This window comes from Palleronia aestuarii, from assembly GCF_003253995.1.
Classification (GTDB): Bacteria; Pseudomonadota; Alphaproteobacteria; order Rhodobacterales; family Rhodobacteraceae; genus Palleronia; species Palleronia aestuarii.
Genome location: NZ_QKZL01000045.1, coordinates 1 through 13,067 on the forward strand (window position 1 = coordinate 1; position 13,067 = coordinate 13,067).

The window sequence follows — 13,067 nt, forward strand, 5'->3', positions numbered from 1 at the left end:
GCCCGAAAGGTCGCGTAACGCCTGGACCGGAAAACGGGTCAGGTCCCACCCGGCTCGGAAACCTGCTTCAGGGAGGGCCACTTTCCAGGGGGCAGAGCAATCCCATCCCGACTCCCTCGACCTTACCGGACCGGCCGCGGCTTATCCGAACATACGCACCCGAATAGCGTCTATGGCAACGGCGATGAAAATCATCAGGCCGCCGATCATGCCGACATAGAAGGATGGCACCGAGATAATCGCCAGCCCGACTTGGATCACGGTCAGCAAGAGCACCCCACCCAGCACGCCGATCACGTTGCCGCGGCCACCGAACACCGAGACGCCGCCGATGATCGGCGCCGCAATAGCATAGAGCAGGAAGCTCTCGCCCTGATTGGAGGTGATCGCCATCTGCCACGACGCCAGCAGGAAGCCCGCGATGCCGGCCAGAAATCCGGCCAGAGTATAGGTCTTTATCTTGGTTGCATCGACGCGGATGCCCGCGGAGTTCGACGCCACCGGGTTGCCGCCCACCGCATAGATGCTGCGTCCGAAGACGGTGCGTGTCAGCAAGATCCCGAGACCGACTATCGACGCGACAAAAACGAGGGGCATGATCGGCCAACCGCCCGCCACCGTCGCCTGCCCGATCCAGACATAGCCGTCGCCTAGTTCCGTCAGCGTCTTGCCGCGGGTCATCGCCAGCAGCGCACCCTGCAAGATAATCATCATTGATAGGGTTTGGATCAAGGATACCATCCGGAGCCGGGTGATGCAAAGCCCGTTGAAGAGCCCGATGGCCGTCGCCGTTGCCACACCGATTAGTCCGCCCAGCCACCACGGAAGCCCGAACTGGGTCATGACGATGGCGCCAACGGCCGACGAGAATCCCATATTCGCCGGAATCGAGAGGTCGATCTCCGCCACTAAGAGTGGCAGGCACATCGCCAAGCCCAGCATTCCCAGCACGGTGGCCTGAACCATGATGTTCTGCATGTTGAATACGGTGAAAAAGAATTCGTTGAACAGGCCGAACAGTACGACGAGCGCCACCAGCCAGATCCAGACAACGTTCTGCAGCACCCAGGCCAGCGGCGCGTTGCCGGAATCGCCCTTGGAACTCGTGCGCTTCAGGGCGGATGCCGCAGGTGTTTCGGTCGATGCGTGCATGATGGCACCTCTTTCTGTCGCTACGTGTCAGGCTTCGCCGGTGATATCGCGAAGCGTCTCCGCGTCTATATCGCCGCCGCGAATCTCGCGACGCACCTTGCCGCCGCCGAACACACAGACACGGTCCGTTGCGCGGACCAGTTCATCGGTATCAGTCGATACGATTATGACGCAGACGCCCTGTCGTGTCAGGTCGTCGATGATCCGCAGCACGTCCTGTTTCACGCCCACATCGATGCCCCGGGTCGGCTCGTCGAGGATCAGCAGGCGCGGCGCGGTCGCCATGACCCGACCCAGACAGACCTTTTGCTGGTTGCCGCCGCTCAGGGTGTCGACCGTCGCATGGGCGTTCGCGGCCTTGATGTCCATGGAGTCGAAATAGCGTTCGGACAGACGCGCCTCGGCCGTGCGATCGAGAAATCCCATCCGCGACACCGCGCCCAGCGACGACAGCGAGATATTGCGTCCGATGGACATTTGCGAGACCGCGCCATCCTTGCGCCGGTCGTCGGAAAGGAAGGCGATGCCTCGCGCGAACGCCTCGCGCGGAGTGGTCGGCAAGGGTTCCGCATCGCCGCCGCGTGCGTGAAAACGTATGCTTCCACGCTGCGTCGGGACCAGCCCAAAAAGGCAGCGAGCCAGTTCCTTCGCCCCCGCTCCAGGCAATCCGGTGAACCCCAAAATTTCGCCCGCGTGGATTTCGAGCCGACCCAGATCGGTCCGGGCCGAAACCACGTCCTCGATGGTAATGGCGATCGGCGCCCGGTCTAGATCGAGCTGATTGCGCTGAAACAGCTTCAGTCCGCGGCCGAGAACTAGTTCGGACAATTGCTCGGATGTCAGCGCCGCCACGTCGTCGGAGCCGCCCGCCAATTTGCCGTCGCGCAGCACGCTGACCGCGTCGCAGATATCGAGGATCTCGTCGTTGTAATGGGAGATGAAGATGAAGGTGACGCCTTCGTCCTTGAGGCGCCTCATGAAATCGAAAAGCTGCCTGCGGTCCTCAACCGTCAGTGCGGCGGTCGGCTCGTCCAGGATGATGAGCTTGCCGCCCGAGAACATGGCGCGCAGGATGTTAAGCTTTCGCCGTGCCACCGCATCCAGCGTTCCGGCGCGGGCATCGGGGTCGATGTCGGTATCGGCCAGCATCCGCGCCGCATCCCGGCGCAGCTTGCGCCATTGCACGAAGCCACCCTTTTCCGGCCAGATGCCCAGCATCAGATTTTCCGCGGCCGACACGTGGTCGATGATCATCGGTTCCTGGGTAACGAGGAAGACGCCGGCCGTTTCCATCTCGCGCACGTCCGAAGCATCGATCCTCTGTCCGTCGAACCAGATCTGGCCCGAGCTTCGCGTCTTCTGGCCGGAGATCATACCGACCAGCGTGCTTTTGCCGGCGCCGTTCTCGCCGAGCAGCCCGTGGATCGATCCGCGACGGACGCCGAACGAGACGTCGCGCAACGCGTCGAACGAGCCATACCGTTTTCCGACACCCTCCATCCGCAGGATGTTATCGGCGGATTGCGATGCTTTCACCGGTTCCGTCGTCATGCCCGGGATCCTCCTGCTCGAAACCCGGCCCCCCGCAGCGCGGGACGCCGGGAATAGCGCCCTTAGGACGCACGCGGCGAATATTAGGTGTAGGGAATGCCCCAGACCTGTTCCGAAACGTAGCCCCAGTGGCGCTCGTCATCCGCATTGGAGGGGTCGATGACGAAGGGCGGGATAACCATGGTCGGGCCGGTATCGCCGTCGACGATCTCCGCCTTCTCCCAGAAGTAATCTTGGTTCTCATAGGTTCCCAAGGGGACGGCTTCGCCGTTCATGGCGTGCTTGGCGAGCAATTCGACCGCGATCTCGCCGTAGGCGATGGGATCCTGGCTCACGCAGGCATCCATATAGCCTTCCTTGATCCAGTTCAGCGCCACCGGCTCGCCGTCGATATTAATAAAGATCACGTGGCCGTCCTCGCCGACCTTCTTCCAGCGATCCTTCTGCTTCAGCGCTGTGGCGATGCCCCGCGACGGGCTGTCCGACGGCGCATGCACCGCATCGAGATCGGGATATTCCGACAAGGTGGACAGCGTGATCGACAGCATCTGGTCGAGCTGGCCCTCGGTCGGACGCGCCAGGTAATTGATGTCGGGATATTCCGCGAAGACAGCATCCATGCCTTCCTTGCGCAGGCGCCAGGCAACCGATTGCAGGGCGCCGAAGCAGTTAAGGACTGTGCCGCGCGGCTCCCCGTACTTTTCCTCCAGCCGCTTGATAATTTCCCGAGCGGCCTCCTGACCGCCGATATAGTTGTCGAAACTGACGGTGATCGCCACATCGGCGCCCGGCGCCGCGGGCGTGTCAATGATGCCGACAGGAATGTTGCGCTGGTTGTAGCGCTTGATGGCCGAAACGATTGCCTGGCTGTCGATCGGATCCGAAACGATGGCGGAGGGCTGGCGCAGCATCAGCGACTGCCATTGTTCGAGTTGCCGGGTATTGTCGAAATTGGCGTTGGTCGCCTGGAATTCCCATTCGCGGTCCTGTACCGCGCGTTTGACCGCCTCTTCCTGGATGACGAAGAAGTAGTAGTCCAAGCTCTTGTTGGAATAGGGCACGAAGACCCGCTCCTGTGCCCAAGCCCCCCGGCCGAGCATCGATGCCGCCCCCGCGGCCGCCCCTGCCTTGAGAATTGCACGGCGATTCATGTCATCGTGTCGACTCATGTCCAGATCCTCCCAATTTCGTTGGTGTGTAGTATAACTATACGTCGGGGTGTAATGTCAATGTTATAACCGTCACCACCGAGGTTCCGAGTGCACCGTAGGCGAGCATGTAGGCCGTTACAGAATACTGATTTCGAATGATTTTTTCGCTAATCTGGCAGATCTCCCCATGTCGCCCGCCTTCGTCGGCTGATCCACGATTGCGAGTAATACTATCGTTCTCGCACGGGCGTCATGAGTCACGCCGACTGACATAGGCAGTGCCATCCAAGCAGCCCACGACCATACCATCTGATTCGCGGGTGAAGAGCCCGTTCTCGACGACGCCCGGGATCGCGTTGAGCGCGGCTTCCAGACGTCCGGCGTCGTCGATACGCCGGCAATGGCAGTCGATGATGAAATTGCCGCTGTCGGTCACGACAGGCTTGTCATCGCGCATCCGCCGCGTCGTCTCCACGGCCGCGACTCCATGGTCCTGCAACGCGTTCTTTATCAAGCGGTCGCTCTGTTTCCAGGCGAATTGCACCACTTCGACCGGCAATGGAAAGGCGCCCAGGTGGTCGACGATCTTGGTCTCGTCGCAGATCGTGATCATTTGTTTCGACGCATGCGCGATGATCTTTTCCCACAGCAGGCAGGCACCGCCGCCCTTGATCATGTTGAATTCGCGGTCGATTTCGTCCGGGCCGTCGATGGTCAGATCGAGCTCTCCGATCTCGTTGGGGTCGGTGAGCTCGATCCCCACTTCGCGCGCAACATCGTTGGTGAAGCGTGACGTAGTGGTACAGGTGAGCGTGAGGCCATCGGCCACATGCTTGCCGAGTTCACGGACGAAGAAATGCGACGTGGTGCCCGACCCCAGGCCGAGCTTCATCCCGTCGCGCACGAATTCCTCGATCACCTTTCGGCCGGCCAGTTTCTTGGCTCTGTCCTGTTCTGTCTCTTGCATCATCTCTTCCTCATTGAAGGATCGGGGCGCCGGAATTCAGATCTTATCGGTTTTCCATGAATCCAGCGCAGGGAGTTGGTCGGGGAATTGCGATCCCATCGCCTTTGCGATGACCGTCACCATCATGTTGACCACCAGGTGATGGTTCAGTCGCGAGGCCAGGGGGGTCATCAACTCCGTATGCTCGTAAGGCCGCACCGCGATCAGCACGTCCGTCTGCGACGCTAGCGGGCTGTCTTCGGCAGTGACCGATACGACGCGCGCGCCGCCGGCACGGGCGGCGCTTGCGACCTCGACCATCTGGCGCGTTGCGCCCGATTGCGAAAAGATCAGCACCACCTCACCGGGGCGGGATTGTTCGGCCTGCATCCACTGTTTCTTGCGGCCGATGACGGCGGCACACCGCATGGCAAGCCTTTGAAACTTGTGCTCGGCATCCAGCCCGGTGACTTCCGAAATGCCGGTGGCATAAATGCCGGTCCACGTGGCGCGGGCCAAGACCTCTCCCGCTTCGGCGATCTGGGCCGGAACCAGGTCCACCTGCGCGCGCTGGATGGCGTTCAGTGAGTTGCGGCAGGTCTTGCGCACCACGTTCTCGACGGAATCGGTGGCCGTGATCTGCTCGTATTCGAAGGGAGCCGCCGGGACCAGCGTCTGCGCGAGGTTGATCTTGAATTCTTGGTAGCCGTCGAAGCCCAGCCGCCGGCAGAACCTCATGATCGTGGGATCGCTGACACCGCATGCGCGCGACAGGGCGGCCATGCTCATATGCATGACCTCGTCGGGATGCGACGCGGCATATTCCGCGATCCGCGTTTCGGCCGCGCCCATGTCTCGGGTCATGTCAAGAATCCGCTTGAGCAGGCTCGCGCTCACGAGGGGGCCCTGCGGGTCAGCGCCAACAGGTCGGCAAGCCGCGTCAAGCGGTATTCAGGCGCAACGGAGACCGCTGCGCCACCGCCCCAGGGCACGACATAGAACGGCACGCCTGCCCCCCGCGCGGCGGCCTGATCGACGCCCGTGTCGCCGACATAGACCCATTCGCCAGGGCTCAGCCTCATCCGTTCGGCGACCGCGTGCAGGTGATCGGGATGCGGCTTGCAGTTCTCCACCGCATCCGCGCCCAGTGCCGCGTCGAACAGATCGGCCATACCCAAGGCATCGAGAACGCGGCCGGTCATCCCGTGCGGCTTGTTGGTGCAGAGACCCAGCCGGAGCCCGGCAGCGGCCAGGACGTCCAGGTCCTCTCGCACCTTGGGAAAGATGCGCGTCCGCCCGGCCGGATCGCCCCGGTAATTGTCGAGATACGCGCGAAGTGCGCGATCGATGGCGGCGTCGTCATTGGGATGACCGATATGAGCGAAGACATCGGTGATCAGCCGGCGCGGGCCGAAGCCGATGAAACCCTCGATCACGTCGATATCCAGCGTCGGCCATCTGGTTTCGGACAGATGGCGGTTCACCGCGGCGGCGATGTCGGGTGCGCTGTCGATCAGAGTTCCGTCGAGATCGAAGATGACCGCCTTCAACTCCCCGCTCATGCATCCTTCTCCGTCGCGTCGGACGGATAGCCCCCGATCGCGTCGAAGCTTGGTCGCAGCGATGGATAGAGGTCGGCATAGATGTCGAACGCCTTCGCATAGGTCTCGCTGGCATGCAGGTCGGGTGTCTGTTGCGACAGATCGCGGCAGACTTTCGCCGCCTCGACCACATCCGACCACGTGCCGTGCGCTACGCCGGTCAGCAGCGCCGCGCCGAAGGCACCGCCCTCGGCCGCGCCCAGCGTCGTGACCACCGGACAACCGAAGACGTCCGCCTGCATCTGACGCCAGAGATCGGACCTGGCGCCGCCGCCCGATGCCTTGATCAGGGATTTCTTTATGCCCATGCGGGCCATCAGACGGTAAATGTCGTAGAAGGCGAAGACGATGCCTTCCATGACCGCGCGGGTCATGTGGCGCGCGTCGTGCCGGCCCGTCAGCCCGACAAAGGCGCCGCGCGCCGTCGGATCCGGATGCGGGCACCGCTCCCCATTGAGATAGGGCAGGAAGACCAGGCCCTCCGATCCGGCCGGAACCTCGGCCGCGCGCGTCACGAGTGCCGCATAATCGTCGGCCCCGAGCAGGCGGGCCAGCCAGGCCAGCGAGGCGCCGGAGTTCAGCGATACGCCCATGCAGTGCCACAGGTCGGGCGCCACGTTGCAGAATACCTGTAAACGCCCTTCCGGGTTGTCGGCAGGCGACGTCAGGGCCGCTGCGATGATGCCGCCGGTGCCGATGGTGGTTTGCAATGCGCCCGGCCGCACGACGCTGGTCCCCAACGTCTGGATCACCGAATCGCCGCCACCGCCGATCACCGGCGTACCGGGGGCGAGACGGAAGAGCTCCGCGCCCGATCGAGACACCTGCCCCGAGATGACATCGGATTCATGGCACTCCGGCAGCATGTCGGCGTCGAACGGGAGCTTGCTCAAAAGATCGCCACTCCATGACCGGCGACGCACGTCGAACAATCCGGTCCCCGAGGCATCAGACACTTCGGTGGCGTATTCGCCGGTCAGGATGCAACGCAGATAGTCCTTAGGGTTGAGCGCATGGGCCACCTTTTCGAACAATCCCGGTTCTTTGCGCTGCATCCAGAGGATCTTGCCCGCCGTATAGCCGGTCAGCATGTCGTTGTTCGTCATGCTGAGAAGCGCATCCGGACCGCCCGCCATCTCAACAATATCCGCGGCTTCGGCGGCGTTGCGCTGGTCATTCCAGAGGATTGCGGGTCGTAGGACTTGGCCTTCTCGGTCCAGCGGAGTGAAGCCGTGCATCTGCCCAGAAAGTCCCACCGCCACAATCCGGTCGGCAGGCACCGTCCGCAATACATTGGCGACCGAGGTGCGCGCACCCTCAATCCAGACCCGCGGGTCCTGCTCAGTCCATCCAAATTGCGGGCGGTCGAAATCGTAGGCCGCCGTGTGGGTGGCCAGGATCTCTCCCTCGGGAGACAGGACCAGCGCCTTGCACCCGGACGTCCCGATATCGATCCCAAGATACGCCATCGCTTATGCCCCCTCGGGCTGGTCGAACCGCACGCGGATATGCTTCAGATTCGTGTATTGCAGCATCCCCTCGCGGCCGTGTTCGTAGCCGACGCCGGATTGCTTCCGTCCGCCATAGGGCGCATTCATGATGCCCGCATCGACGTTGTTGACGGCGACGTTGCCATAATCCAGCCGCCGGGAGAGATAGCGGATCTCGTCGGCAACCTTGGCATAGACGTAGGACGCCAGCCCATAGGGCGTGTCGTTGGCCTGCGCGACGGCATGGTCCAGCGTATCGAACGCCGCGACGCCCACGATGGGCCCGAAGGTCTCCTCCGTCATGATGTGCATCTCGTGGGTGCAGTCGGCCAGGACGGTCGGCCGGAAGAAGTACCCCTTCTCGTAGCCGGGGCCGTCGGGCGCGGCACCGCCGGCGACCAGCCGCGCACCCTTGCCCACGGCGTCATCGAGGTGCCGACGTGTCTTTTCCAGCGGCTCGAACGAGGCCATGGCGCCGAGATCGGCCGACGGATCGTCGATGCCGTTGGCGACGGTTAGGGCATCGGCGGCCCGGGCCAGTTTCCCGACGAATTCTTCGTAGATTGCGCAGGCGACGTAGATCCGGTTGATCGCGATGCAGATCTGGCCGCAATTGCGAAACGACCGTCGCGCAGCGCCCCGGACGGCGGCGTTGATATCGGCGCTCTTCGTCACGATCAGCGGGCAATTGCCGCCCAGTTCCAGCGACATGGGTTTGACCGACGTCGCCGATTGCTGGATGCGAAGCCCCACTGCGGACGAGCCGGTGAAGGCGATCTTATCGATGCCCCAATGTTCGACAAGGGCCTGACCGACGACCGACCCCGATCCGGTGATCACGTTCACCACGCCTGCAGGTATTCCCGCCTCCACGCATTTCGCACCGATGGCCAGCGCGGTGAAGGGCGTGATCTCGGCCGGCTTGATGACGATGGTGCAGCCCGCGGCCAGCGCGCCGCAGAGCTTCCAGCCTACGAGTTCGGCAGGGTAGTTCCACGGCGTAATCGCTCCCACCACGCCGATCGGCTCGCGCACTACGATGGAGGTGTGGTCGGTGGAATCGTTGGGAATTGTCTCGCCGTGGATGCGTGCGGCCTCTTCGGCGTAGAAGTGACACGCCTCGGCCAGCTTCATGATCTCGCCGCGTGCCTCATTCACTGGCTTACCTTGCTCGCGCGTCATCAGGCGCGCCATCGCGTCTGCATCCGCGGCGATCGCATCGCCAAGCTTGTGAAGGTGATGACCACGCGCCTTTCCCGGCAAGGCGGCCCATTCGGGAAACGCGGCGCGCGCTGCGGCGATGGCGCGCTCAATCTCGGACGACGTGGCGGCTCCGACCTTGCCGATAACATCGCCCGTAGCGGGATCGCGTACCTCGACATCGGGCGCCTCAGCAGCGACCATTGCCCCATCAAGAAGCATTTTTCCGGTGAGTTCCTGCAGCATGATCCCCTGCCCGCCATCATGTCATATGATATGTGATGTTTGTTTTACTATATTCGAAGCCTCAGGACAGGACAAGCACGAGTATCTTAACTTCGCCACCGATAGCCGGAACTCCCTTTGAATTCTTAGGACGGGATATACTTATAAGCCAAATTTTGCACTCAAGAACCTTGATGTGCGGTCATAAAAGTTTGTCAAGCCGATATTGCAGCATATCGATCGGACCTACCCCTTCGACAGACACATCCCGGCGGACGTAGCAATACTACTGGATCACTTGTATCGAATTGCCAATGCCGTCAAACTATCCCCCATGGCTAGAAGGATCGACGCCCCATGCTTCCGTCATTACAGTGGACGGCATGCGCGGCAGCCATGTCGGCGCGTCCGACCCAGAGGAGGCGCAGGCCGGTGGGCACGCTGCAGGTTCCGGAAGGGTCGCCTGCAGAAGTGATCCTGACCGACGCGTCTGATGCCATGCCGCCGCAATATACATTGCCCCGGCCAAGCGCTTTGGACAGATACCTGCATGGCGTGGCCGCCGGAAAATGGCCACGCGTCACGCGGCGCCAGAATTGGCGTCGTCAGAACGTTTGTTGGAGGAGAACCCCCATGGATTATGCCGCGAAACTGAGCCTGTCGGGCAAGCGCGCACTCGTCACCGGCGCAGGCCAAGGCATAGGTGCGGCCTGCGCGGAGGCGTTGGCAGCGACTGGCGCGCATGTGATCTGTACCGATCTCGACCCGGCCCGCGCCGAGGCCCACGCCAAGTCACTGTCCGACAAGGGTCTGTCCGCCGTGGCACATACGCTCGACGTTACCGACAGCGACGCCATCCGGGTCTTGTCCGACCGACTGGGCGCGGTCGATATCCTGGTCTGCAATGCCGGTGTCGTGACCTCCGCGGCGGCCGAGGAGATGACGGATGAGGCCTGGGAGCACGTCACCCGCGTCAACCTGACGGGTGTCTTTCGCTGCTGCCGCACCTTCGGCGCCGCTATGCTGGAAGCCGGGGGTGGCGCGATCGTCAATATCGGTTCGATGTCGGGCCAGATCGTGAACACCCCGCAACCGCAATGCCACTACAACGCCTCCAAGGCCGCCGTGCACCAGTTGACACGCTCCCTCGCGGTGGAATGGGCGCGGCGCGGCGTGCGCGTCAACGCGGTCGCGCCCACCTATATCGCCACCCCCCTGCTCGACAATGTCGAGGATGGCGCAGCGTTGATGGCGCGCTGGAAGGACCTTACCCCGATGGGCCGCTTGGGAGAGCCGCACGAGGTCGCCTCGGCGGTCCAGTTCCTGGCCTCGGACGCGGCCAGCCTGATGACTGGGGTCATCCTGAACGTCGATGCAGGCTATACCTGCCTGTGAAAGGATAAGCAGATCTGCCGGCGTTCCGGTTTCCGGGAGAGGTGCGCGATGCAGGCGGACGCCCTGTTGGCGGGAAATCATCGCTACGCGCATCTGCCGATCAAGCCCGTGGGAGTTCCAGCGGAACCGTCAATTTACGCTCTGAGAGCGTGTGTGAAAAGTCATGCCGGTGCGATCTGCCGGATCATTTGAGCGCAGGCGCGATGGTGATGAGTGTCTCGGACGTCTGGACGCGGTACTCGTAGTCCTTGGACATCCGACGATGTTGACCGAGCCACGCAAAGCTGCGCTCGACGATCCAGTTCAGCCCGGGGATCCGGAATGCCTGTTCCTTGCGCTTGACGATGACCAGCCGCCAGCCGTTCCCGCCGCGAATGGTCTGTGCCAGCGTCTCGCTCTCGTACCCGGCGTTGGCGATCACGGTGTGGACCTTCGGCCAGAGCAGGGACAGACCAACTGTCAGCTCACGCGCGGCCCGGCGATCGGATATGCCGGCTGGCTCGACCCGGCAGGCGACTAGAAAGCCTCGCGTATCGACGAGGCTCTGGCGCTTGCGCTCCTTCATGCGCTCGTGGCCGTCGAAGCCGCGACCACCCCCCTTTCAGTCGTCTTCACCGATCGGGCATCCTTGATCACCACCGTCGGATCGATCCGGCTGCCGGCTTTCCGCCGTGCGACACGATGAGAAGCCCGATACATCCGCGTCCAGACGCCAGCGGCCGAAATACCACCAGACAATACCCAATGTGGAAGGTCGCGGGGCAGCATACGCCATTGGCATCCGGCGCGAAGCAGGTAGACAATCGCGTCGACCACTGCGCGGAGATCGGTTTGGCGCGGTCGTTCGCCCGGCCGCGGAGTAGGAAGATGCGGTGAAATCAGCGCCCACTGAGCATCGGTCAGGTCTATCGGGTAGCTGTGTCGCGCCATGGCATGCCTCCTCATCATAGGACAGAACATGGTCCTGAAACGCTGGACGGCGCCTTCTTGCACACCCTCTCACAGTCGTTTCAGAATCTTCAGATCATCGTCGAGGCGATCCATGTCTATGGGACCGACTTTCGGTCACACGCCAAGGATATCTAAACGACGACGCTGGGCGGTTGGCAGTCGGGTGAGGCGGAGACGTCGCCCACCCGAACGGAGGCGCGTTCGTTGAATGCGGCCTCTGAGCCATGCTGTCAGTGCGCCATCATCTCATCGACGATTTCGGCAGGGCCGAGGGAAGACGGGTAATAGGTCGGCCAGTTCGTGACTTCCTCGAGTAGGGCCTCCCGATCGTCACCCCAGTAGAGATGATAATGATCGGCGTCCATCGGAGCGATCGCGTGGTCGCTGAACTGAATGACACGCGGCGCGGCTTCGTCGCCGCCGGCCTTTTCGAAGATGTACCGCACGCCGCGATTGCCGGCCTCGTAGGTCAGGACCTCGTATCCACCATCGACGTACCGACCTTCGACGGTTTCGCCGCCACGGTGGAAGGTCACCGTGTCGCCCTCGATTACGATGCGGTCGACATCGGTCTCATACCCGATTTCGTAATATGCGGTGTATTCTTCGGCCGTCATCTCGCCAGTCTCCGCCTTGTGGGCCATGACCGGGGCCAACGTGCTGTCCTGCAAGTGGGGATAGACGGACTGCCAGTCTCCCTCCCAATTCGAGAGGGGCCGTGCCTCGATCTGATTGTCGTCGAAGTATCCAGAATAAATATCGTCGGAGCCATGAGAATGAGCATGTCCGGAATGGGTATGGCTATGATCATGATCGTGGCTGTGACCATCGACGCTATTCTGCTGGGCATGGGCAAGCCCGGTGAGGGCCAGCGCTGATCCCAGGGCCAGTGCTCGGGCGTAACCGGTCGTCATCAGCATGTGTCTTACCTTTCCATGGATGTCTTTAGTTCAGCGAACGGTTGTCCGCTTCCGCTTTCTAGTATGATATGTCATAACATTGCAATCACGTGCCGAACTACGAAACTTCATGAAAGGAGTTCACCATGACCGGCACCCGCCTCCCGGCCTTGTTGCAGAAAGCCTGCGTGGGATTCACATCGTGAGTCCAGCGACATAGCTGTCCGGCATGTCCAAGCCTGCGCCCACCCGTTACCGCACCCTGAACTGGTCGAGTTACTACGCGTCGCTGCGTGAGCGCGGGTCTCTGACGGTCTGGTTCGACCCGGGCATGGCTTGGCACGCGGCGCCTTCGGGCAAGCAGGGGCGGCAGAAAACCTTCTCGGACGCGGCGATCCAAGCGTGCCTGACCATCAAGGTGCTGTTCGGCCTGCCGCTTCGCCAGACAACGGGCTTCGTGGCGAGCCTGTTGAAGCTCATGGGGCTCGACTGGTCGGTGCCGGACT

Annotated in this window: 13 protein-coding genes; 2 read left to right on the plus strand and 11 right to left on the minus strand. The window is 62.3% G+C overall.

Going from position 1 to position 13,067, the window contains the following annotated elements; all coding sequences use genetic code 11:
• Positions 1-141: 141 nt before the first annotated feature.
• From LX81_RS20690 to LX81_RS20725, 8 genes are all read right to left on the minus strand, one after another.
• Positions 142-1,152, minus strand: coding sequence for an ABC transporter permease (locus tag LX81_RS20690; RefSeq protein WP_111539164.1), 1,011 nt, complete (start codon positions 1,150-1,152; stop codon positions 142-144).
• A 27-nt stretch (positions 1,153-1,179) separates the two neighbouring features.
• On the minus strand, positions 1,180-2,613 hold the full coding sequence (locus tag LX81_RS20695; protein ID WP_234822777.1) for a sugar ABC transporter ATP-binding protein: 1,434 nt from the start codon (positions 2,611-2,613) through the stop codon (positions 1,180-1,182).
• 173 nt (positions 2,614-2,786) lie between these two features.
• Positions 2,787-3,764, minus strand: a complete 978-nt coding sequence (locus LX81_RS20700) for a sugar ABC transporter substrate-binding protein (protein ID WP_234822779.1) — start codon at positions 3,762-3,764, stop codon at positions 2,787-2,789.
• Positions 3,765-4,104: 340 nt separating this feature from the next.
• Positions 4,105-4,824: a ribose-5-phosphate isomerase RpiA gene (gene rpiA, locus LX81_RS20705; protein ID WP_234822781.1), complete on the minus strand. Its 720-nt coding sequence runs from the start codon at positions 4,822-4,824 to the stop codon at positions 4,105-4,107.
• 33 nt (positions 4,825-4,857) lie between these two features.
• Entirely contained in the window at positions 4,858-5,697 is an 840-nt protein-coding gene (locus LX81_RS20710) for a MurR/RpiR family transcriptional regulator (protein WP_111539168.1), read from the minus strand.
• A complete protein-coding gene (locus LX81_RS20715; RefSeq protein ID WP_111539169.1) occupies positions 5,694-6,362 on the minus strand; it encodes an HAD-IA family hydrolase in 669 nt (222 codons plus the stop codon). The genes LX81_RS20710 and LX81_RS20715 overlap by 4 nt, the downstream gene beginning before the upstream one ends.
• Positions 6,359-7,870, minus strand: coding sequence for a xylulokinase (gene xylB, locus LX81_RS20720; RefSeq protein WP_111539170.1), 1,512 nt, complete (start codon positions 7,868-7,870; stop codon positions 6,359-6,361). The genes LX81_RS20715 and xylB overlap by 4 nt, the downstream gene beginning before the upstream one ends.
• Positions 7,871-7,873: 3 nt before the next feature.
• Positions 7,874-9,337 carry an aldehyde dehydrogenase family protein gene (locus LX81_RS20725; RefSeq protein ID WP_111539171.1) on the minus strand — a complete coding sequence of 488 codons (1,464 nt, stop codon included), beginning with the start codon at positions 9,335-9,337 and terminating at the stop codon, positions 7,874-7,876.
• Between the two features lie 612 nt (positions 9,338-9,949).
• Here LX81_RS20725 and LX81_RS20730 point away from each other — a divergent pair.
• Complete coding sequence (locus LX81_RS20730; RefSeq protein WP_111539172.1) at positions 9,950-10,711, plus strand: SDR family NAD(P)-dependent oxidoreductase; 762 nt, start codon at positions 9,950-9,952, stop codon at positions 10,709-10,711.
• Positions 10,712-10,895: 184 nt separating this feature from the next.
• Here LX81_RS20730 and LX81_RS20735 read toward each other — a convergent pair whose 3' ends face one another.
• From LX81_RS20735 to LX81_RS20745, 3 genes are all read right to left on the minus strand, one after another.
• Positions 10,896-11,276 carry a transposase gene (locus tag LX81_RS20735; protein ID WP_111539173.1) on the minus strand — a complete coding sequence of 127 codons (381 nt, stop codon included), beginning with the start codon at positions 11,274-11,276 and terminating at the stop codon, positions 10,896-10,898.
• Complete coding sequence (locus LX81_RS20740) at positions 11,273-11,641, minus strand: transposase (RefSeq protein ID WP_170134073.1); 369 nt, start codon at positions 11,639-11,641, stop codon at positions 11,273-11,275. The genes LX81_RS20735 and LX81_RS20740 overlap by 4 nt, the downstream gene beginning before the upstream one ends.
• A 251-nt stretch (positions 11,642-11,892) precedes the next feature.
• Entirely contained in the window at positions 11,893-12,576 is a 684-nt protein-coding gene (locus tag LX81_RS20745; RefSeq protein WP_111539175.1) for a ZinT family metal-binding protein, read from the minus strand.
• Between the two features lie 214 nt (positions 12,577-12,790).
• On the opposite strand from LX81_RS20745, the gene LX81_RS20750 reads away from it, so the two are divergent.
• The coding region (locus LX81_RS20750) for a transposase (protein ID WP_211322853.1) at positions 12,791-13,067 on the plus strand (277 nt) is incomplete at its 3' end.

Bases quoted from the DNA above. Each gene is read 5' to 3' on its own strand.
- LX81_RS20690 (WP_111539164.1), bottom strand. From the start codon at position 1,152: ATGCACGCATCGACCGAAACACCTGCGGCATCCGCCCTGAAGCGCACG.
- LX81_RS20745 (WP_111539175.1), bottom strand. From the start codon at position 12,576: ATGACGACCGGTTACGCCCGAGCACTGGCCCTGGGATCAGCGCTGGCC.
- LX81_RS20735 (WP_111539173.1), bottom strand. From the start codon at position 11,276: ATGAAGGAGCGCAAGCGCCAGAGCCTCGTCGATACGCGAGGCTTTCTA.
- rpiA (WP_234822781.1), bottom strand. From the start codon at position 4,824: ATGATGCAAGAGACAGAACAGGACAGAGCCAAGAAACTGGCCGGCCGA.
- LX81_RS20715 (WP_111539169.1), bottom strand. From the start codon at position 6,362: ATGAGCGGGGAGTTGAAGGCGGTCATCTTCGATCTCGACGGAACTCTG.
- LX81_RS20740 (WP_170134073.1), bottom strand. From the start codon at position 11,641: ATGGCGCGACACAGCTACCCGATAGACCTGACCGATGCTCAGTGGGCG.
- LX81_RS20730 (WP_111539172.1), top strand. From the start codon at position 9,950: ATGGATTATGCCGCGAAACTGAGCCTGTCGGGCAAGCGCGCACTCGTC.
- LX81_RS20725 (WP_111539171.1), bottom strand. From the start codon at position 9,337: ATGCTGCAGGAACTCACCGGAAAAATGCTTCTTGATGGGGCAATGGTC.
- xylB (WP_111539170.1), bottom strand. From the start codon at position 7,870: ATGGCGTATCTTGGGATCGATATCGGGACGTCCGGGTGCAAGGCGCTG.